A 20,329-nucleotide genomic window follows, 5' to 3' on the forward strand; every position below is an offset into this window, starting at 1 on the left:
GCCCGGTGATCAGCTCATGACGCGATGGCCGCCTGCGCCGCGGCCAGTCGCGCGATCGGCACGCGGAACGGCGAGCAGCTCACGTAACGCAGCCCGGCGCGGTGGAAGAAGCCGATCGAGGCCGGGTCGCCGCCGTGTTCGCCGCAGACGCCGAGCTCGATGTCCGGCCGCGTCGCACGCCCCTTGGCGACCGCCATCTCGACGAGCTGGCCGACGCCCTTCTGGTCGATCGAGCGGAACGGGTCGTGCTCGTACAGGCCGAGCTTCAGGTAACGCGGCAGGAAGCTGCCCGCGTCGTCGCGCGAGAAGCCCATCGTCATCTGCGTCAGGTCGTTGGTGCCGAAGGAGAAGAACTCGGCGCTCCTGGCGATGCTGTCGGCCACCAGCGCCGCGCGCGGCGTCTCGATCATCGTGCCCAGCATCCAGTGCACGGTCTCGCCGCGTTCGGCGAACACCTGCTCGGCGACGCGGCGGATCACCGCCGCCTGCTGGTCGAGCTCGCGAATCGTGCCGACCAGCGGCACCATGATCTCGGGCACGACCGCCGTGCCGCGCGACTTGGCGTTGAGCGCGGCCTCGAAGATCGCGCGCGCCTGCATCTCGGTGATCTCGGGGAAGCTGATGCCCAGCCGGCAGCCGCGGTGGCCGAGCATCGGGTTGAACTCGTGCAGTTCCTCGACACGCATCTTGATGCGCCCCAGCGAGACGCCCATGTCGCGCGCCATCGCCAGCTGGCCGGCGTCGTCGTGCGGCACGAACTCGTGCAGCGGCGGGTCGAGCAGGCGGATCGTCACCGGCAGCCCGTCCATCTCGCGGAACAGGCCCTCGAAGTCGCTGCGCTGCATCGGCAGCAGCTTGGCCAGCGCCTTGCGGCGGCCGGCCTCGTCCTCGGCGAGGATCATCTGGCGCACCGCGACGATGCGGTCGCCCTCGAAGAACATGTGCTCGGTGCGGCACAGGCCGATGCCGGTGGCGCCGAACTTGCGCGCGACGGCGGCTTCTTCGGGCGTGTCGGCGTTGGTGCGGATCTCCAGCGTGCGGTATTTGTCGGTCAGCGCCATCAGCTTGCCGAAGTCGCCCGACAGCTCGGCGTCGCGGGTGGCGATGCGGCCGAAATAGACCTCGCCGGTGGAGCCGTTCAGCGAGATCCATTCGCCTTCGGCGTAGACCGTGCCGTCCACCGTCATCGTGCGCGCCTTGAGGTCGACGTGCACCGCGCCGCAGCCGCTGACGCAGCACTTGCCCATGCCGCGTGCGACGACGGCCGCGTGCGAGGTCATGCCGCCGCGCGCCGTCAGGATGCCCTTGGCGACGCTCATGCCGCGCAGGTCCTCGGGCGAGGTCTCCTGGCGCACCAGGATCACGTCGCGGCCGCGCTGGCTCCAGGCCTCGGCCTCGTCGGCGAAGAAGACGATCTGGCCGGTGGCCGCCCCGGGCGAGGCGGGCAGGCCGCGTGCGATCGGCCTGGCCTGGGCCAGCGCACGCGGGTCGAACACCGGGTGCAGCAGGTCGTTCAGGCGGTCGGGCGCGATGCGTTCGAGCGCGGTCTTCTCGTCGATCATGCCCTGCTCGAGCATCTCCATCGCGATGCGCACCATCGCCGCGCCGGTGCGCTTGCCGTTGCGTGTCTGCAGCATCCACAGCCGGCCTTCCTGGATCGTGAACTCCAGGTCCTGCATGTCGCGGAAGTGGTTCTCCAGCGTCGTCTCGGCCTCGATCAGCTGGCGGTACAGATCGGGCATCAGCTCCTCGAGCGAGGGGTACTTCTCGGCGCGTTCGGCTTCGGGGACCAGGGCCAGTTCGGCCCAGCGCCGCGAGCCGACCAGCGACACCTGCTGCGGCGTGCGGATGCCGGCGACGACGTCCTCGCCCTGCGCGTTGACCAGGAACTCGCCGTTGAACAGATCCTCGCCGGTGCCGGCGTCGCGCGTGAAGGCCACGCCGGTGGCGCTGTGGTCGCCGAGGTTGCCGAAGACCATGGCCTGCACGTTGACCGCCGTGCCCCAGGACTCGGGGATGTCGTTGAGTTCGCGGTAGACGCGCGCCCGGTCGTTGTTCCAGCTGTCGAAGACGGCGACGATCGCGCCCCAGAGCTGTTCCCAGGGGTCGACGGGGAAGTCGCGGCCGATGCGCGCGCGGATCAGCGCCTTGAAGCGCGCGACCAGCTCCTTCAGGTCGGCGGCGTCGAGCTCGGTGTCGAGCTGCACGCCGCGCGCTTCCTTGACCATGTCGATGACGACCTCGAAGGGGTCGTGCTCCTCCTTGGACACGGGCTTGAGGCCCATGACGACGTCGCCGTACATCTGCACGAAGCGGCGGTAGGAGTCCCAGGCGAAACGTTCGTTGCCGGCCTTGCGCGCCAGGCCCTCCACGGCCTCGTCGTTGAGGCCGAGGTTGAGGATGGTGTCCATCATGCCGGGCATCGACGCCCGGGCGCCGGAGCGCACCGACAGCAGCAGCGGGTCTGCGGCGTCGCCGAAGCGTTTGCCCATCTCGGCCTCGACCGAGCGGATGCCGGCCAGCACCTCGTCGCGGATCATCTCCAGCAGCCGCTCGCGGCCGAGCGTGGTGTAGGCGGTGCAGGCCTCGGTGCTGATCGTGAAGCCCGGAGGCACCGGAATGCCCAGGCGGCACATCTCCGCGAGGTTGGCGCCCTTGCCGCCGAGCAGGTTCTTCATTCCGGCGGCACCTTCGGTGCCGTGGGAGCCGAACAGGTAGACGTACTTCGTCGAGGACATGACCGACACCTTTCGGACGGCCGGCGGCGGCCAGCCTCGGCGACCATTCTGCGCAACGCCGGGCGCGCGTCCAGCCCCGCGCTTCAATGCAGCGACGGTGTCGGCTTTTCAGGGCGCGCTGGGCAGGCGCGAGACGTAGTCGGCCAGCGCCGCCAGCTCGCTGAACGAGAAGCCGCGGATCGTCTCGACCATCTTCGGGTCGGCGTTGCCGCGCACGCCGTCGCGGATGTAGACCAGCTCGCGCAGCAGGTACTCGTAGTGCTGCCCGTTCAGGCGCGGATAGAAGCGTGCGGCGTCGCCGCTGCCGTCGGCACCGTGGCAGCTCGTGCACTGCGCCTCGTAGACGCGGCGGCCCTGCACGAGCTCGGTGCCGGCGCCGCGGCCGTTGGTCGGCGGCGACGGCAGCGCCGCGAGGTAGGCGGCGATGTCGACGACGTCCTGCGTGCTGACCAGCGCCTCGTCGATGAAGGGCCGCATCTTCGGGTTGAAGCGGCGGCCGGCGCGGATGTCGAGCATCTGCTTGACGAGCACGCTCGCGTGCTGGCCGGCCAGCCGCGGGTAGCTGCCGTCGGCGCGGCCCAGCGCGTTGGGCAGATGGCAGCCCTGGCAGACCTCGTAGGCCGCCTGGCCCCGCGTGGCGTCGGCGTGCCGGCCCAGGGCCTGCACACGTTCGTCGCGTTCGGCGCTGCCGGTGTCGGGCGGCGCCGCGAGCGAAGCGGTCGAGGCCCAGACCAGCGCCAGCGGCGCGAGGCGGTCGATGCGGCGCAGCTTCATGCGTTCTCCTCGGTTTGCGGGGCTCATGGCAGCGTCGCGAGGTATTCGGCGACGGCGGCGATCTCGTCGTCGCTCAGGCGTTCGGCCACCGTGCGCATCACCTTGGCCTTGTCGTTGCCGCGTGCGCCGTTCTTGAAGGCGCGCAGCTGCGCTGCCGTGTAGGCCGGGTGCTGGCCGGCCAGGCGCGGGTAGCGTTCGTTGCCCACGGCGCCCGGCTGGTGGCAGCCGACGCAGGCCGGCACGCCGGTGCCGGTGTTGCCTTCGCCGAAGATCGCCTGACCGGCGGCGACCAGGGCCTCGTTGTCGGCCTTGTTCGGCGCCGGCGGCTGGGCGGCGTAGTAGGCGGCCAGGCGTGCGATCTCGGCGTCGGGCACGTGCTCCAGCACCGGCGCCATCACGTCGTTGCGGCGTTTGCCGGCGAGGAAGTCGCGCAGCTGCTTTTCCAGGTAGACCGCCTGCTGCGCCGACAGCCGCGGGAACACCGGCACGAGGCTGTTGCCGGCGGGGCCGTGGCAGGCCGCGCAGAGGCTGTCGACGAGTGCCGGGGCGTCGTCGGCCAGGCTGGCCAGCGGCATCAGCGCCGCCGCCGCCAGCCAGCGCGCCAGGGTTTGCTGCAGCGTCGCCATCAGAACATCACTCCGATCAGCACGCCGAGCATCGTCGCGCGGTAGCTCTGCGGGCCGGTGTCCAGATAGGTCTGCTGGTTGTTCGACGGCGTCGGGTTGGCGGCGACGCCGTCGTAATGCCAGTCGGCGATGCGCGTGCGTTCGTGGCGCAGCAGCCAGCGGCTGTAGACCTTGGGCGTGTGCGTGACGACGAGGTTGAAGTCCAGCGCGTGCTGGCGGTAGCGCAGGTCGGGCAGGCCCGAGCCGATCAGCGCCAGCGCGGCCAGTTCGGTGTCGGTCGGCGCGCCGCTGGTCACCAGGCCGAGCGCGGCGGCGTTGTAGCTGTAGCCGGTGCTGGTGCGGCCGCTGACGTAGCCGTAATGGGCCTCGAAGCGATAACGGCCGAACTCGTGGTGCAGGCCGAAACCGGCCGAACGCGTGTCGTCCTTCTGTTCGACGGTCCAGCGCCGGCTGTTCGGATACAGCGGGCTGAAGTCCGAGGCGCTGCCGCACAAGGCCTCGAAGTTGTCGCCGGTGACGACGCCGCTGGAGCCGATGACGCTGATGCCGGCGGCCGTCTGCGCCGCGGTTGGCGTCGCGCGGGTGCTGATCGAGCCGTCGCTGTAGAAGTAGTAGTTGCTGCCGAGCACGCAGGCGTTGGTCTGCAGCCCGGCCTGCGCCATGCGGCTGCGCTGCAGGCCCAGCGTCGCCGAGACCGAGGTCTGCGTCGTCGGCTGCCAGTTCCAGTCGGCGTTCAGCGAGTTCAGCTGCTGCGTGCCGCCGCGGCCGTAGGCCGAGCCGGGGTAGCGCTGCTCGCGCGCCAGCGCCGCGAACGACAGGTCCATCGTGTCGCTCAGCGCGCGGTTGTAGCGCGCGTTCAGCGTCGCGGTGTCGCGGTCGGCGAGGTCGAACTTGCGCATCAGGTCGCTGGTGTGGATCCAGCTCGCGGCGTTGACGCCGCTGACGCTGGGCGTGGGCCCCAGCGACGAGCTGTAGAAGGACTCGTAAGGGTCGGCGACGTAGGTGCTGCCGCGGCGGCGCGCGTATTCGCCCGACAGGCGCAGCGTGCCGCTGGCGATGTCGCGGTCGACCCAGCCGGCCTTCAGCCGGTCTTCCCAGGTGCGTTTGCGCTCGCGGTTCTCGCGCTGCACCGTTTCGCGTTCGAGCATCAGGTTCAGGCTGCGGTGGCGGCCCAGGCGCCAGTCGCCGGCGAGGCTGGCGTTGTCCTGCTTCAGCCCGTACTGCGGCGCGCCGATGTTGACGTTGCCGGCGCTGGGCACCAGGCCCAGGGCCTTGATCGCGTCGAGGTCGCAGCGCAGCGTGTCGTAGGCGGTGGCCGGGGTGCCGGCCGGGTTCTGGCCGGCGGTGGCGTTCGGGATCGCGAAGACCGCGCCGCTGCCGTCGTTGATCAAGCGCCCCCACTGGCCGGTCAGCGGGTTGCAGGCCCAGTACTGCGGCGACTTGTCGATCGTCTCGTAGCGCCGCAAACGGGCTTTGACGTCGAGCGCCGCCAGCGGCTGCAGCGCCAGCGCGAAGTCGTACAGCCGCGAGTCGATGCGGCGTTCGGCGCTGTCGCGCGACAGCGAGGCCAGCGTGTCCCAGGCGCCGCCGGCGACGCCGTTGACGGCGGCGCTGCTCGAGCGCGTCATCGGGATCAGCGTGTCGTCCTGGCGCGACGAGGCCAGCGAGACGACGCCGGTGAAACGTGCGTTCGCCCACTCGGGCATCGCGTGCGCGAACTCGCCCTTGAGGTTGAAGTAGTCGTTGTCGGGCGGCAGGTCGAACACCGCCTCGGGGAAGCTGGCGATGCCGTTGGCCGCCGCCAGGAACAGCGGGCTCTCGACGGTCAGCGTGTCGATGCGGTTGCGGAACAGCGAGGCCGACATCACGAGGTTGGCGCTGCTGCGCTCGCCGTTCCACTGCAGCCCGGCGTAGATCTCGTGGGTGTCGTAGTCGATCGACTCGGCGGTCTCGACGCCGCCGGTGCCGCCGCCGCCGCCCATCACCATGCCGAACGGCCGCGCGCCCTGGCGCTTCTCGCTGGCGAAGCTGGCGAACAGCGACAGCGACTCGTCCAGCGGCAGGTCCAGCCGCAGGCCGCCTTTCTGGCGCAGCAGCGACAGAGTTCGCTCCGGCGCGGCGAGCGCCGCTTCGCCGATCGCGATGTCGGTGCTGGCCGCGGTGGCCGGCGCCTTGGGGCCGGCCGGCAGCTGCGACAGCGTCAGCCGGCTGCTGCCGATGCCGTTCCAGAGGCTGCGGTAGCCGCTGGTGAAGACGTGCGGCGTCTCGTTGTAGAAGGCCTTGAGCCGCCAGCCGTTGTAGCGCCCGGTGCTCAGCGTGGCGAAGCCGTCGTCGCGGCCCAGCGAGGCGGCGCTCAGGTCCAGGTAGTTCCGGCCGTCGGCGCTGTCGCCTTGCAGCCGCAGGCCGCCGAGCAGCAGCCCGGAGTCGAGGTCGCGGTATTCGAGCAGCTTGGCGGCGTCGCGGTCGCCGCCGACCTTCAGCCCGCCGCCTTCGACCTGGCCGCGCCAGCGCCAGCCTTCGCCGTCGGCGGGCTCGGCCACCCGTGCCGGCTGGGCGTTGAGCAGGCCGGTCGGGTTGCGTTTGACGCCGGCTTCGCCGATGCCGTCGGGGTCCAGCGCCGGCACGCGCAGCCCGGCGCCGGGCATCAGCACGTTGCCGGGGCTGGTGTCGGTGCCGACGCCGGAATCGGCGCGGGCCGGGGCCGCGGCCATCTGGGCGAGTGCGCTGCCGATCAGCAGGCCCAGCAGGCGGCGTTCGCACGAGGTCGAATGACGCATGGGACGGACTCCTGGTTGACGGGGTCAGCGCTGGAAGCGCGCGCCGGCGGGGTGGTTGCTGCCGTGGATCTGCACGTGGCAGTTCTGGCAGCTGCGGCCGACCATGCGCTGGCTGGTCGCGCCGCCGGGCAGCTGGCCGGCGCCGGCGGTCTGGTTGGCGCGGAAGAAGTTGTTCGGGTGGCCGACCGAGGGGCTGTGGCACTGCTGGCACAGCTGCGGCCGCGACGCGACGAGCAGCTTGTCGTGGTTGCTGCCGTGCGGGCTGTGGCAGTTGGTGCAGCTCTCGCGCACCGGCGCGTGCTCCCAGAGCATCGGCCCGCGCTTCTCGGCGTGGCAGCTGAAGCAGACGTTGTTCGTGCTGTCGGCCTTCAGCAGCGGCCGCGTCGTGCTGCCGTGCGGGTTGTGGCAGTCGACGCAGCTGACCTTGCCCTCGGGCAGCGGCATGTGCGAGCGCTTGTTGAACTCGGCACGCTGCTGCTGGTGGCAGCGCGAGCAGACCTCGTTGATCGTGCTGCGCGCTAGCAGGCTGTTGGTCGACACCTTCTGCATCGGGTTGTGGCAGTCGGCGCAGCCCAGTTCGTTGCCGGCGTGCGCCGAGCCCGGCCAGTGCAGCCGGTTGCCGCCTTTGTGGCAGCCCAGGCAGGACTCGTTCTGCCGCGCCACCGGCGTGTCCCAGCCCTTGGTGAAGCCGATGATCAGGTCCTTGTTCTTCGGGTCCTTGGCGTGCAGCGAACCGGGGCCGTGGCAGGCTTCGCAGACCAGGCGCTCGCGTTCGTTGCGCGGGTTCTGGCGGAAGGCCTTGGCGTGCGGCGTTTCGCTGTAGTGCAGGTTCTCCTGGCTGTGGCAGCCGGTGCAGGCCTTCTCGCCGATCGGAAAGGCCTCGGCCTTGAAGCCGGCCGGCGCGCTGGCCGCCGGGGCCGCCGTGGGCGCGGGTGCCGCCAGCGCTGTTGCGGCGGTGCACAGCAGTGCCATGAAGGCCTGTGCCACGAAGGCACGCCAGCCGCTGCGGCCGGACGCGGTGTCGCCCATGTCTCCCCCTGTTCGTTCTGGTTCTCGGGGGCCACGATAGGCAGGCGGCGGCGGCCCGCTTGTCCGCGGCTGAACCGCGGCTTGACTGCAACTGAAGCGCGGCCGCGGGGGATTTCCCCCGTCGCGCTCACACCGCGCTGGGCGGCACGCCGAAACGGCGCTTGAAGCTGCGGCTGAAATGCGCCGGGCTGGTGAAGCCCCAGGCCCAGGCGACCTCGGCCACCGGCCGGCCGCGGCGCGTGCGCAGCGCCTGCCAGCAGGCCTGCAGGCGTTGCTCCTGCACCCACTGCATCACCTGCGCGCCGTCGGCGAACAAGCGGTGCAGGTAGCGTGTGGACACGCCCAGGTGGGCGGCGATGTGCGCGACGTCCAGACGGTGGTCGTGCAGGCGTTCGAGGATGAAGGCTTCGGCACGCCGGCGCTGGCGCGTCGCCGCGCTCTCGCCGACCGGCGCCGTGGCGCCGGCCGTGTCGTGCGCGGCGACACGTTCGATCAGGCGCAGCAGCGCGTCGCCCAGCGCCAGGCGCTCGGGGCCGGCCAGGTCGGCGTGATGGCCCCAGACGTAACGCGCCAGCGTCGCCGCGGCGCGCACGTCGGAGCGCCGCGCGTCCAGGCGCCGCAGAGCCGGCGCGCAGCTCGCCAGCGGCAGGTCGACGAGCAGCTGGCGAAACGCGCGCTGCGGCTCGATCCAGATGTCGCGCCCGGGCGGCAGCAGGCAGACCTCGCCCGGGCCGACGCGGCTGGGGCGGCGCCGGCCGCCGACCTCGGCGCTGCCTTCGATCTGCACCAGCATCGAGACGTCGCCGGCGCGGCGCACGACGCGGTGCGGCGAGCCGCCGATCTCCAGCAGCCGCAGCGTGCCGCGTTCGAGTTCCAGTTCGGCGTGGCGTTCGGGCCCGTCCGGTGCCGGTGCTGGGCGCTCATCACAAGTCGGCGACAAACGTTCAGCGTGCATCTGGCGGCCCTGATCTCGGTATGGTTTTGCCGCAATCTATGAACGCACGCTTAACGAATACATACGGACGGGCCCTATCGGGCCCAACCCGGATGGCGCCGCCGCCGCGGCTGGGTCAGTCCGCCGGCTTCAGCAGGATCAGCAGCTCCTTGGCCTGCACACGCTCGCCCGGTTTGACGTGCACCGCCTCGACGACGGCGTCGCGGTCGGCGGCGACGTGGGTCTCCATCTTCATCGCCTCCAGCGCCAGCAGCGTGTCGCCGGCGGCCACGCGCTGGCCCGGCGCGACGGCGACGCTGACGATGGCGCCGGGCATCGGTGCCGCCACCTGCCAGGGGTTGCCCGGCTCGGCCATCGGCCGCGCGGCGGCAGCCTGAACGCCGGCGCGCGGCACACGCACCGTGCGCGCCTGGCCGTTGAGTTCGAACTGAACCTTGTGCGCGGTGTCGCCGTCGGCGGCGACGCTCTGCAGCATCACCAGCAGCGACTTGCCCGGGTCGATCTCGACGGCGATCTCCTGCTGCGGCTGAGGGCCGTAGAAGAACACCGGCGTCGGCAGCATCGAGACGTCGCCGTAGCGCCGCAGATGCTCGTGGTACTCGCGCGCCACCTTCGGGTACATCAGCCAGGAGGCCAGGCCGCGATCGTCGAGCTTGACGCCGCAGTCGCGCTCGGCCTTCTCGCGCGCCGCGTCCAGGTCCACCGGCGGAATGCGGTCGCCGGGGCGGTAGGGCGCCGGCGGCGCGGCCTCGGGCGCCAGCTTCAGCACCTTGCGCGACAGCGCCTCGGGGAAACCGTCGGGCGGGAAGCCGAGCTCGCCGCGGAACAACGAGACCACCGACTCGGGGAAGGCGATGTCGCGCGCCGGGTCGGCGACGTCGGCCGGCGTCAGGTCCTGGGCGACCATCATCAGCGCCATGTCGCCGACGACCTTGGAGGTCGGCGTCACCTTGACGATGTCGCCAAAGAGCCGGTTGACGTCGGCATAGGCGCGCGAGACCTCGGTCCAGCGGTGCGCCAGGCCCAGCGCACGCGCCTGCTCGCGCAGGTTGGTGTACTGGCCGCCGGGCATCTCGTGGCGATAGACGTCGGCGGTGCCGGAGCGGATCTCCGACTCGAAGGGCGAATAGAAGCGGCGCACGCCCTCCCAGTACATCGACGCCGCGTGCAGCGCGTCCTGCGGCAGGCCGGGGTCGCGGTCGGTGCCGGCCAGCGCCGCGGCGATCGAGGACAGGTTGGGCTGCGAGGTCAGCCCGCTCATCGCGTCGAGCGCGCCGTCCACCGCGTCGCAGCCGGCCTCGATCGCCGCCAGCACCGAGGCCGCGGCGGCGCCGCTGGTGTCGTGGGTGTGGAAGTGCACCGGCAGCCCGGTTTCTTCCTTGATCGCCTTGACCAGCGCCGCGGCGGCACGCGGCCGGCAGATGCCGGCCATGTCCTTGATGCCCAGCACGTGCACGCCGGCCTGCTGCAGCGCACGCGCGGTCTTCACGTAGTAGCCGAGGTCGTACTTGGCGCGCGCCGGGTCGAAGGGATCGCCGGTGACGCAGATCGCGCCTTCGCAGAGCGCGCCGCTGTCGAGCACGGCGTCGATCGCGACGCGCATGTTCTCGACCCAGTTCAGCGAGTCGAAGACGCGGAACAGGTCGATGCCTTCCCTGGCCGCGGTGCGCACGAACTGCTGCACGACGTTGTCGGCGTAGTTCGTGTAGCCGACGGCGTTGGAGCCGCGCAGCAGCATCTGGAACAACACGTTGGGCACGCGCGTGCGCAGCGCCGCCAGGCGCTCCCACGGGTCTTCCTTCAGGAAGCGCATCGCGACGTCGAAGGTCGCGCCGCCCCAGCACTCCAGCGAGAACAGGCCCGACAGTTCGCGGGCGTAGTACGGCGCGATCGGCAGCATGTCGGCGGTGCGCATGCGCGTGGCCAGCAGCGACTGGTGCGCGTCGCGCATCGTCGTGTCGGTCATCAGCACACGTTTCTGCGCCAGCATCCAGTCGGCGAAGCCCTTGGCGCCCAGTTGCTGCAGCAACTGGCGCGTGCCGGGCGGCGGCGGCGTTTCGTCGTCGACCCGCGGCAGCACCGGCTTGGGCAGAGGCAGTTCGGGCAGCGCGCGGCCGCGCACCTCGGGGTTGCCGTCGACCGTGACCTCGCCGAGGAAACGCAGCAGCTTGGTCGCGCGGTCGCGGCGCGCGGCGAAAGCCAGCAGCTCGGGCGTCTGCTCGATGAAGCGCGTCGTCACGTCCCCGGCGGCGAACTTCGGGTGGTTGATGACGTTCTCGAGGAACTGCAGATTGGTCGCCAGCCCGCGCACGCGGAACTCGCGCAGCGCGCGGTCCATGCGCTGGATCGTTTCGCCGGCGGTCGGCGCCCAGGCGGTCACCTTGACCAGCAGCGAGTCGTAATAGGGCGTGATGACGGCGCCGCCGTAGGCCGTGCCGGCGTCCAGCCGGATGCCGAAACCGGCGGCGCTGCGGTAGGCGGCGATGGCGCCGTAGTCGGGCAGGAAGCCGTTCTCGGGGTCCTCGGTCGTCACGCGGCACTGCAGCGCGTGGCCGTTGAGCGGGATCTGCGCCTGCGGCGGCACGCCGGCCGACGGGCGCGCCGGGTCGTCGTCGCCGACGCCGATCCAGGCGCCTTCGGTGACCCGGATCTGGGCCTTGACGATGTCGACGCCAGTGATCATCTCGGTCACCGTGTGCTCGACCTGGATGCGCGGGTTGACCTCGATGAACCAGCAGCGGCCGGTGTCGGCGTCCATCAGGAACTCGACCGTGCCGGCGTGCGTGTAGCCGACCGAACGCATCAGCCGCAGCGCGCTGTCGCAGAGCTCGGCGCGAGCCGCGCCGTCGAGATAGGGCGCCGGGGCGCGCTCGACGACCTTCTGGTTGCGGCGCTGCACGGTGCAGTCGCGCTCGTGCAGGTGCACCAGGTTGCCGTGCCGGTCGCCGAGGATCTGGACCTCGACGTGGCGCGCGCGGCGGATCAGCTTCTCGAAATAGACCTCGTCGTTGCCGAAGGCGGCCAGCGCCTCGCGCCGCGCCGACTCCAGCGCCGCCGGCAGCTCGGCCGCGCTTTCGACGACGCGCATGCCGCGGCCACCGCCGCCCCAGCTGGCCTTCAGCATCACCGGGAAGCCGATCTGCTCGGCCAGGCGGCGGCATTCGTCGACCTCGCGCGGCAGCGGCGGCGTCGCCGGCATCACCGGCACGCCGGCGGCCACCGCGGCGTGGCGCGCGGCGACCTTGTTGCCCAGCACGCGCATCACCTCGGGCGAAGGCCCGATCCAGCGCAGGCCGGCGGCGATCACGCGTTCGGCGAACTCGGGGTTCTCCGACAGGAAGCCGTAGCCGGGGTGGATGGCGTCGACGCCGGCGCGGCGCGCGATGCGCAGGATGTCGTCGCCGTCGAGGTAGGCCTCCAGCGGCTTCTTGCCTTCGCCGACGAGATAGCTCTCGTCGGCCTTGAAGCGGTGCAGCGCCTGGCGGTCCTGCTGCGAATAGATCGCCACCGTGCGCATGCGCATCTCGCTGGCCGCGCGCATCACGCGGATCGCGATCTCGGACCGGTTGGCGATCAGGATGGACCGGATCGGACGAAACTCCATCGAGGCTCCCGCGCGGGCGGTCGACGAAGTCCTGGCGCGCCGCCGCCCGTCCGCCGGCGCGCCTGAAGGCAGGTCAGAAGCCGATCGCGAACAGCAGCGCCGCGCAGACCAGGCTGCCCACGGTGGCGAAGCCGTAGAAGAACACCGCCGCGCCGTGCCCGGCGTGCACGCCGAGATCGTGCAGGCTGTGCAGCATGCGGTGGCAGCCGTGGAACAGGAACAGCGCGATCACCGCCAGCACCGCCAGCTTGCCCAGCGGGTGCAGCACGAAGGCGTGCACGTGGGCGTAGCTCAGCGCGTCGGGCGACAGCACGATGGCCAGCGGCGCCAGCACGCCGGTGATCAGGATCAGCGCCGGGCCGATCAGCGCCGACAGCATGCCGCCGGCGCCGAAGAGCGACCAGAAGATCGGTTCGTGCGAACGTTTCATCGCGTCACCCCCGCGACGACGGCGACGAGGCCGATCGAGACGACGAGCGCGGCGATCCAGCCGCCGACCGTCACCAGCCGCGGCGGGAAGGGCAGCTTGGGCGCGGTCTTCGGCATGACGCCGAACCAGGTGAAGCTGTGATAAGCCACCAGCGCCGCGGCGACGAGATGGAAGACGATCGCCAGCGGCGAGGCCAGCGCCGCGCGCCAGGCCTCGTACTCGGCCTCGCCCTGCGCCAGCCGCGCCAGGCCGACGAGCAGCACCAGCGCGTAGGCCGCGAGCAGCACCGCGCTGCCTTCGCGGATCATGTAGAGCACGTAGAACGGGTTCTTCGTCCACCAGCCGGCCATCGGGCGCTGGTAGGTCTTCAGCGTCGGCTTGTAGCGGCTCATCGCGCGCCTCCCTTGGGCGCGAGCAGCTTGCGCACGCCGAAGTAGTCCATCGTGCTGTTCACCTTGTTCTGGTTGATCGCGTGCGCCGGGTCCACGCCCTTGGGGCAGACCTCGGAGCAGTAGCCCACCAGCGTGCAGCCCCAGACACCTTCCTCGGCGTTGGCGACGTCGGCACGCGCCTCCCAGCCGCGGTCGCGCGAGTCGGCGTTGTAGCGGTGCATCAGCGCCAGCGCGGCCGGGCCGATGAACTCGGGCTTGAGCCCCACCTGCGGGCAGGCGGCGTAACACAGCAGGCAGTTGATGCACTGCGAGAACTGGTAGTACTGGTCCAGCTGCGCCGGCGTCTGCCGGCTCGGGCCGTCGGCGACGCTGCGGTTCTCGCAGGGCTGGATCCAGGGCTTGACCGACTCCAGCTTGTCGAGAAACTCGTTCTGGTCGACGACCAGATCGCGCACGATGGCGAAGTTGGCCAGCGGCTCGACACGCACCTTGTTCGGCCAGTAGTCGCGCAGGAAGGCGTGGCAGGACAGCTGCGGCACGCCGTTGATCATCTTGCCGCAGCTGCCGCAGATCGCCATGCGGCAGGACCAGCGGAAGGTCAGGCTGCCGTCGAAGTGGTCCTTGATGTACTGCAGGCCCTGCAGCACCGAGGTGTCGTCGTCGAACGGCACCTGCCAGCTCTGGAAGCGCGGTGCGCTGTCCGTTTCGGGATTGAAGCGCAGGCATTCGATCTCGATCGTGCGCCCGGTCGCGGGCGTCGGGGTCGTGTCCGTCATGGGGCTCAGGTCAGGATGGCCTTGGTGCCGGCGCCGCCGTAGCTGCGTGCGCGCGGCGCCGAGGTGGTGATGACGACGGGGCGGTGCGAGATCGCCGGAGCCTCGTCGCCGCGGCGTTCGGCCAGCGTGTGCACGAGGAAACGTTCGTCGTCGCGTTCGGTGTAGCCGTCCAGGCGCTGGTGGGCGCCGCGCGACTCCTTGCGCTCGCGCGCCGAGTGCGCCATCGCCTCGGCCACTTCGAGCATCGAGCCGAGCTCGATCGCCGACAGCCACTCGGTGTTGAAGGCGCGGCTGCGGTCGTCGAGCTTGACGCCGGCACGCCAGCGCGCGCGCAGCTCGGCCAGCGTCGAGCAGGCTTCGGCCAGGCCGGACTCCTCGCGGTAGATGCCGACGTTCTTCTCCATGCACTCGCCCAGCGCCTCGCGCAGCACGGCGACACGTTCGCCGCGCTCGTGCTGGTGCAGCGCCTCCAGGCGCGTGACCGCGGCCTGGGCCTGGCGCTCCAGCGACGCCGCAGACGTCGCGCCGGCCGAGCGCACGTACTGCGCCGCCGCTTCGCCGGCGACGCGGCCGAAGACGACGATCTCCGACAGCGAGTTCGAGCCCAGCCGGTTGGCGCCGTGGATGCCGACGCTGGAGCACTCGCCGGCGGCGTAGAGGCCGGGCAGCGAGGTCTCGGTGCGGCCGTTGGTGGCGATGCCGCCCATCGTGTAGTGCACCGCCGGGCGCACCGGGATCGGGTCGTGCACCGGGTCGATGCCGGCGAAGGTCTTGGCGACCTCGGTGATCAGCGGCAGGCGCTCGTGGATCTTCTTCGCGCCGAGGTGGCGCAGGTCGAGGTTGACGGCGCTGCCGTGGCGAGTCGTCAGCGTGTTGCCCTTGCGTTCCTCGTGCCAGAAGGCCTGCGACAGGCGGTCGCGCGGCCCCAGCTCCATCGCCTTCGGGCGCGGCCACGGGTCCAGCGGCCCGAGTCCGTAGTCCTGCAGGTAGCGGTGGCCGTCCTTGTTGGTCAGGATCGCGCCTTCGCCGCGGCAGCCTTCGGTGATCAGGATGCCGCTGCCGGGCAGGGCGGTCGGGTGGTACTGCACGAACTCCATGTCGCGCAGCGCGACGCCGTGGCGGTAGGCCAGGCCCATGCCGTCGCCGGTGACGATGCCGGCGTTGGTGTTCTGGCTGTAGACGCGCCCGGCGCCGCCGGTGGCCAGGATCACGGCCTTGGCGCGCAGCAGGAAGAACTTGCCGGTGGCGATCTCGATCGCCAGCACGCCTTGCACGCGGCCGTCCTCGACCAGCAGCTCGGCGACGAAGAACTCGTCGAAACGCTGGATTCCCGGGTACTTCAGCGAGGTCTGGAACAGCGTGTGCAACATGTGGAAGCCGGTCTTGTCGGCGGCGAACCACGTGCGCTGCACCTTCATGCCGCCGAAGAAGCGCACGTTGATGCTGCCGTCGTCCTTGCGGCTCCAGGGGCATCCCCAGTGCTCCAGGCGGACCATCTCCTCGGTGCAGCGCTCGACGAAGAAGCGCACGACGTCCTGGTCGCAGAGCCAGTCGCCGCCGGAGACGGTGTCGTCGAAATGGTTGTCCAGCGAGTCGTCGTCACGGATGACGCCGGCCGAGCCGCCTTCGGCGGCCACCGTGTGGCTGCGCATCGGCACCACCTTGGACACCAGGGCGACCTTGAGTTTCGGATCCGCCTCCTGGGCGGCGATCGCCGCGCGCAGGCCGGCTCCGCCGCCGCCGACGATCACGATGTCGCTGTCGATTGTTTCCATCCAAACTCCGATATCCTCCGCCCGCGCCGCAGAACGCGGCCCGCGCGCCGGTCGCCCTTATACCGGGATTGGCTTTCGCGTACCCCCGGTTTCCGCACATGGTCGGTGCATAGCCGACCACGTCACCCCGCCTCGGGCGTTGCAGGGTCGGCTACAAGCACTATGCTTGCCCGCTGCGCGTCGGAGCGGTTTCCCGTCGCGTTTTTTCGCATGCCCTCGATCCCACCTGCCGCCCCCCCGCTGGAAGAGCTCCAGGGAACCGTTCTCTACATCGAGGACGTGGAGATGAACTACGCCGTCGTCGAGGGCATCCTCGCACGCCATCCGGGCATCCGGCTGATGCGTGCGGCGACCGGCCTCGACGGCGTGCGCATGGTGCAGGAATGCCGGCCCGACTTCGTGCTGCTGGACATGCACCTGCCCGACATCTCCGGGCTGGAGGTCGTGCGCCGGCTCAGCGAGGAGATCGCCGAGCGGCGGCTGCGCATCACCATCCTCACCGCCGACACGCTGACGATGGACGTGCTGAAGGCGATGAGCCTGGGCGCCTTCGAGTACCTGGTGAAGCCGGTCGAGGTGCGCACCATCGAGGACTGCGTGCGCCGCGCGCTGCTGGCCAAGCGCCAGCAGGCCGGAAACCGCTGATCCCGGGGCGCGAACAGCGCCCGCTTCGCCCGCCTGTTGCCCGTTTCGGCCGTCCGGCCGCTGCCTAGCATCGTGGGCGTCGGCTCCACTCCCGCGGGCCGGGACGGAGCACCCGATGAAGGCAGTGGCGGCATGGGCCTGCGCGCTGGTGATGGGCGCGGCGGCTGCCGCCGAGACGCCGCGATCGGCAGCCGAGGCGCTGGTGGGGCACGTGCGTGCGACGCAGGACGCCGGCGGCCGGCCCTGGGCCGTGGTCGACAAGGGCGCGGCCAAGCTCAGCGTCTTCGATGCCGAGGGCCGGCTCGTCGCCGAGGCGCCGGTGCTGCTCGGGCTGGCGCGTGGCGACGATTCCGTGCCCGGTGTCGGCGAACGTGCCGCGCATCTGCCGCCGGGCGAACGCACGACGCCGGCCGGGCGTTTCGAGGCCGAACCCGGCCGCAACCTGCGCGGCGAGACGGTGGTGTGGGTCGATTACGACACGGCCTTCGCCATCCACCGCCTGCGCCCGGCACCGGCGTCCGAACGGCGGCCGCAGCGCCTGGCGTCGCCGACGCCCGCGGACAACCGCATCTCGGCCGGCTGCGTCGTCGTCGAGCCGGGCTTCTTCGAGAAGGTGGTGCTGGCGCAGCTCGGCCGCGGCCACTCGGTGGTCTACGTGCTGCCCGAGACGCGCGACTGGCGCACGCTGTTCGCCGATCCGGGCTGACTCACAGCAGCCCGGGCACGAAACGCTTCGTGCGTGCACGGTAGGCGGCGTAACCGGGGTGCCGCTCGGACATCCAGCGCTCTTCCAGCGAGGACTTGGCCCACAGCACCGCGGCCAGCGCCGCGGCCGAGACCAGCGTCGGCAGCGTCGGCGCGACGGCGATCGCCGCCAGCGCGAGCAGCAGCAGCGCGCTGTACATCGGATGCCGGATCCAGGCGTAGATGCCGTGTTCGACGAGGCGGCCGCCGGCGCGCGGTTCAGGGTGGATGTTGAAGTTGCCGGGCCGGTTGGCCTTCACCGCGGCCAGGCCGACGGCGAGGGCCAGCGTCGCCAGTGCGATCGCCAGCGCCGGGACGGCGGCACGGTTCCAGTGCGGGAGCGCCGAGCCGGCCAGTGCGGCCAGCAGCAGGAACTGCAGCGCGACCAGCCACGCGCCGGCGCGGCGCCCGGAGGCGTCGCTCACGCCGCCTCGCGGCGCAGCAGCCGGACCAGCAGCGGGCGTTCGAAGGCCGCGCCGTCCGCGCCGCAGTGCGGCATGAAGGCCGCACGCACACGCTCGACGAGCGCGTCGTTCAGCGTGTAGGTGGCGAAGCTCGACTGCATCATGCGCCGCTGGAACTCGGCGAAGTCGGCGAAGCGCACCGGCTGCGCGAAGCGGTGGCGCACGATCTCGGTCCAGGGGCCGTTCGCCAGCGCCGCGTCCAGCGCCGCCTGCGCCGCCGCGCGCACCGTGCCCTCGTCGTTGTACAGGCGCACGATGTCGTTCAGGCCCCCGTCGTAGACCGGCTCGGAGACATAGAGCAGGCCGCCGGGCACGAGCACGCGTGCGGCTTCGGCCAGCGCCTGGCCCATCGCCGCGATCGGCACGTGGTGCAGCGACTTCAGCATCAGCGCCAGGTCGAAGCTGGCGTCGGGCGCCGGCACGGCCTCGGCGCCCCCGGCGACGAACGTCAGCCCGGGTGTCGGCGGCGCCGCCAGGTTCTTGGCGTGCTGCACCGCGTCGACCTCGAGCGCGGTGACCCGGCAGTCGGGATGGCGGGCGAGCACGGCGCGCACCAGGCGGGCATCGCCGCAGCCGAGTTCGACGATGCGCCGGCCGGCCAGCGGCACCACGGCCGACAACACCTCGTATTCGTCGTGGCAGAGCGTCGGCGCGTTCATGGCGTGTCGGGGTGAGCTTGAATACCGGCAATGGTATCGGGCGCGTCGCCGCAGGCGCTGCGCAGGAACTCGACGATGTGCCCGGCGTGCGGCGCCAGCGCCTCGCGCAGGTCGTGGTCGCCGTCGACCGCGAGCAGCCGGGTGCCGGGCGCCGCGGCGGCCTGCAGCCGCAGTGCGTCGTCGAAGGGCGCCGTCGTGTCGTGGCGGCCGTGCACCAGCAGCACCGGGCAGCGCGCGCGGCGCACGGTGGCCAGCGGCGCGATGTCGTCGAAACGTGCGCCGATGACCTGCTGCACGTGGCGGATCACGTACCAGCCCAGCGGCCGGTAGGGCACACGCTTTTCGGCCAGGAAACGCCGCATCACCTCGTCCGGGTGGGCGAAGGCCGAGAGGCTGACGACGCCGCGCACACCGCCCGTGCGTGCCGCGTGCAGCAGCGAGGCGGCGGCGCCGACCGAGTGGCCGACCAGCGCCAGGCGGTCGGCCTGCACCTCGGGGCGTGTGCCCAGCCAGGCCAGGCCGGCGGCGATGTCCTCGGCGAAACGCGGCATCGAGGTGAAGGCCTCGTCGTCGCTGCCGCCGTGGCAGCGTGCGTCCAGCAGCAGCACGGCGAAGCCGGCGGCCACCAGCGGCGGCGCCACCGGCCACATCGTCGTCGCGTTGGCACCCCAGCCGTGCATCGCCAGCACCGCGGGCGCCGGTGTTTGTTCAGGCAGCACCAGCCAGCCGAAGAGCTTTCGGCCGCGCGGGCCGGGGATGCGCACCTCGTGCACACGCGAGGCGTCGAGCGCATGGCGCACGTGCGTGCCGTCGTGTGCCATGCGCGGCGCACGCAGCCCGCGCAGGATGGCGTGGTGCGCCAGCGTGCGCAGCGCGACGGCGCCGGCGGCGACGCCTGCGGTCTCGGCCAGCATCGGTTCAGTCCCAGGGCCGGCCGGCGGCGCGCCAGGCGTCGATGCGCGGCTTCAAGGCGCGGCGGCGCTCCAGGCTCTCGGGGCGCCAGACCTCGGCGGCGTCGTAGTACTCGGCCACGGCGCGCGTGCCCTCGGGCAACGCCAGCCAGGGCTGTTTCGTCGACGTGAAGATGTGGATGTCCGGCGGCAGGCGGTCGGGGTCGTCGAGCGTGCCGACACGCACGAAGGCGACCAGCGGCCCGCTGCCGGCGTAATGGCTCCAGACGGCGATGCGGCAGTGCGGGCAGCGTGCGATGCGCTGGCCCTGGCCGCTGGCCGAGGGCGTGAGCACGATCTCCGGCGATTCGCCGGTGCTTTCCAGCCGGTCGCGCTCGATCATCGCGTTCAGCGCGAAGGCCGTTCCGGTCTCGCGCTGGCACCAGCGGCAGTGGCAGGCGTGCACCACGAGCGGCGCGCCGTGCAGGCGGTAACGCACGCGGCCGCAGTCGCAGCCGCCTTCGAGAATCGTCGGGTCGCTCATGGCCGCGCCGGCGCCCGATGAGTGGGCGCCCGGCGTGCCGATGCTAGCCCTTCAGGCGTTGAGGGCCGGCGCCGGGCGGCGGGTGCGTACGCGCACGATGACGTCGACTTCGCTCAGCTCCAGGCCGTCGCCGAGTTCGGGCAGGCCCAGCACCTGGATCGCCGGGCCGGTCAGATCGGCGACCTCGCCGGTGTCGACGTTGTAGACGTGGTGGTGCGGCGTCACGGTCGAGTCGTAGACCGTCGCCGAGCCTTCGATCGGCAGCGCTTTGAGCAGGCGCTGGCGCACGAAGAGCTGCAGCACCGCGTAGACCGTGGCACGCGACAGCCCGGGCAGGTGTTCGCGCGCGGCGCGCAGCACCTGCTCGGCCGTCATGTGCACCGGTGCCGAGAACAGCACCGTGCCGACGGCCACGCGTTGCAGCGTCGGCAGGATGCCGGCGTCGCGCAGCTTCTGCTGGATGGAGGCGGAGCGGGTGAGGTCCATGGGTGTTCGGCGTGTCCGAGA

General features: G+C 71.6%; 18 protein-coding genes. 2 read left to right on the top strand and 16 right to left on the bottom strand.

Features of this window, described 5'->3' with window-relative positions; translation table 11 throughout:
- Positions 1-14 precede the first annotated feature (14 nt).
- The 11 genes from ppdK to frdA form a co-directional block, all read right to left on the bottom strand.
- A complete protein-coding gene (ppdK, locus tag RGE_RS10330; RefSeq protein ID WP_014428322.1) occupies positions 15-2,738 on the bottom strand; it encodes a pyruvate, phosphate dikinase in 2,724 nt (907 codons plus the stop codon).
- A 108-nt stretch (positions 2,739-2,846) separates the two neighbouring features.
- A complete protein-coding gene (locus RGE_RS10335; RefSeq protein ID WP_014428323.1) occupies positions 2,847-3,512 on the bottom strand; it encodes a c-type cytochrome in 666 nt (221 codons plus the stop codon).
- A gap of 23 nt (positions 3,513-3,535) precedes the next feature.
- Positions 3,536-4,138: a c-type cytochrome gene (locus tag RGE_RS10340; protein WP_014428324.1), complete on the bottom strand. Its 603-nt coding sequence runs from the start codon at positions 4,136-4,138 to the stop codon at positions 3,536-3,538.
- The gene (locus RGE_RS10345; RefSeq protein ID WP_014428325.1) at positions 4,138-6,915 is read right to left on the bottom strand and encodes an MtrB/PioB family outer membrane beta-barrel protein; all 2,778 of its coding nucleotides are present in this window, start codon (positions 6,913-6,915) and stop codon (positions 4,138-4,140) included. The genes RGE_RS10340 and RGE_RS10345 overlap by 1 nt, the downstream gene beginning before the upstream one ends.
- Positions 6,916-6,939: 24 nt before the next feature.
- Positions 6,940-7,944: a DmsE family decaheme c-type cytochrome gene (locus tag RGE_RS10350; protein ID WP_014428326.1), complete on the bottom strand. Its 1,005-nt coding sequence runs from the start codon at positions 7,942-7,944 to the stop codon at positions 6,940-6,942.
- 127 nt (positions 7,945-8,071) lie between these two features.
- Complete coding sequence (locus RGE_RS24905; protein WP_014428327.1) at positions 8,072-8,899, bottom strand: helix-turn-helix domain-containing protein; 828 nt, start codon at positions 8,897-8,899, stop codon at positions 8,072-8,074.
- 115 nt (positions 8,900-9,014) lie between these two features.
- Positions 9,015-12,503: a pyruvate carboxylase gene (locus RGE_RS10360; RefSeq protein ID WP_014428328.1), complete on the bottom strand. Its 3,489-nt coding sequence runs from the start codon at positions 12,501-12,503 to the stop codon at positions 9,015-9,017.
- Positions 12,504-12,576: 73 nt separating this feature from the next.
- Entirely contained in the window at positions 12,577-12,933 is a 357-nt protein-coding gene (gene frdD, locus RGE_RS10365) for a fumarate reductase subunit FrdD (protein ID WP_014428329.1), read from the bottom strand.
- A complete protein-coding gene (locus tag RGE_RS10370) occupies positions 12,930-13,325 on the bottom strand; it encodes a hypothetical protein (protein WP_014428330.1) in 396 nt (131 codons plus the stop codon). Before RGE_RS10370 ends, frdD begins: the two co-directional genes overlap by 4 nt.
- Complete coding sequence (locus tag RGE_RS10375; RefSeq protein ID WP_014428331.1) at positions 13,322-14,101, bottom strand: succinate dehydrogenase/fumarate reductase iron-sulfur subunit; 780 nt, start codon at positions 14,099-14,101, stop codon at positions 13,322-13,324. The genes RGE_RS10370 and RGE_RS10375 overlap by 4 nt, the downstream gene beginning before the upstream one ends.
- 5 nt (positions 14,102-14,106) lie before the next feature.
- Complete coding sequence (frdA, locus tag RGE_RS10380; RefSeq protein ID WP_014428332.1) at positions 14,107-15,876, bottom strand: fumarate reductase (quinol) flavoprotein subunit; 1,770 nt, start codon at positions 15,874-15,876, stop codon at positions 14,107-14,109.
- Between the two features lie 210 nt (positions 15,877-16,086).
- Between frdA and RGE_RS10385 the strand changes: the two genes are divergently transcribed.
- Together RGE_RS10385 and RGE_RS10390 are read left to right on the top strand one after the other, a co-directional pair.
- A complete protein-coding gene (locus tag RGE_RS10385) occupies positions 16,087-16,521 on the top strand; it encodes a response regulator (protein ID WP_081487536.1) in 435 nt (144 codons plus the stop codon).
- A gap of 115 nt (positions 16,522-16,636) precedes the next feature.
- Positions 16,637-17,227: a L,D-transpeptidase gene (locus tag RGE_RS10390; protein WP_014428334.1), complete on the top strand. Its 591-nt coding sequence runs from the start codon at positions 16,637-16,639 to the stop codon at positions 17,225-17,227.
- Between the two features lies 1 nt (position 17,228).
- Here RGE_RS10390 and RGE_RS10395 read toward each other — a convergent pair whose 3' ends face one another.
- Genes RGE_RS10395 through RGE_RS10415 form a run of 5 tightly spaced genes read right to left on the bottom strand, consistent with a single transcriptional unit; the run spans position 17,229 to position 20,308 of the window.
- A complete protein-coding gene (locus tag RGE_RS10395) occupies positions 17,229-17,690 on the bottom strand; it encodes a methyltransferase family protein (RefSeq protein WP_014428335.1) in 462 nt (153 codons plus the stop codon).
- Entirely contained in the window at positions 17,687-18,388 is a 702-nt protein-coding gene (locus RGE_RS10400) for a class I SAM-dependent methyltransferase (RefSeq protein ID WP_014428336.1), read from the bottom strand. The genes RGE_RS10395 and RGE_RS10400 overlap by 4 nt, the downstream gene beginning before the upstream one ends.
- Positions 18,385-19,302, bottom strand: a complete 918-nt coding sequence (locus tag RGE_RS10405) for an alpha/beta hydrolase (protein WP_014428337.1) — start codon at positions 19,300-19,302, stop codon at positions 18,385-18,387. Before RGE_RS10405 ends, RGE_RS10400 begins: the two co-directional genes overlap by 4 nt.
- 4 nt (positions 19,303-19,306) lie before the next feature.
- Positions 19,307-19,822, bottom strand: coding sequence for a GFA family protein (locus RGE_RS10410; protein ID WP_014428338.1), 516 nt, complete (start codon positions 19,820-19,822; stop codon positions 19,307-19,309).
- A 51-nt stretch (positions 19,823-19,873) separates the two neighbouring features.
- On the bottom strand, positions 19,874-20,308 hold the full coding sequence (locus tag RGE_RS10415) for a Fur family transcriptional regulator (RefSeq protein WP_014428339.1): 435 nt from the start codon (positions 20,306-20,308) through the stop codon (positions 19,874-19,876).
- Between the last annotated feature and the right edge of the window lie 21 nt (positions 20,309-20,329).

The organism is Rubrivivax gelatinosus IL144 (genome assembly GCF_000284255.1).
Classification (GTDB): domain Bacteria; phylum Pseudomonadota; class Gammaproteobacteria; order Burkholderiales; family Burkholderiaceae_C; genus Rubrivivax; species Rubrivivax gelatinosus_A.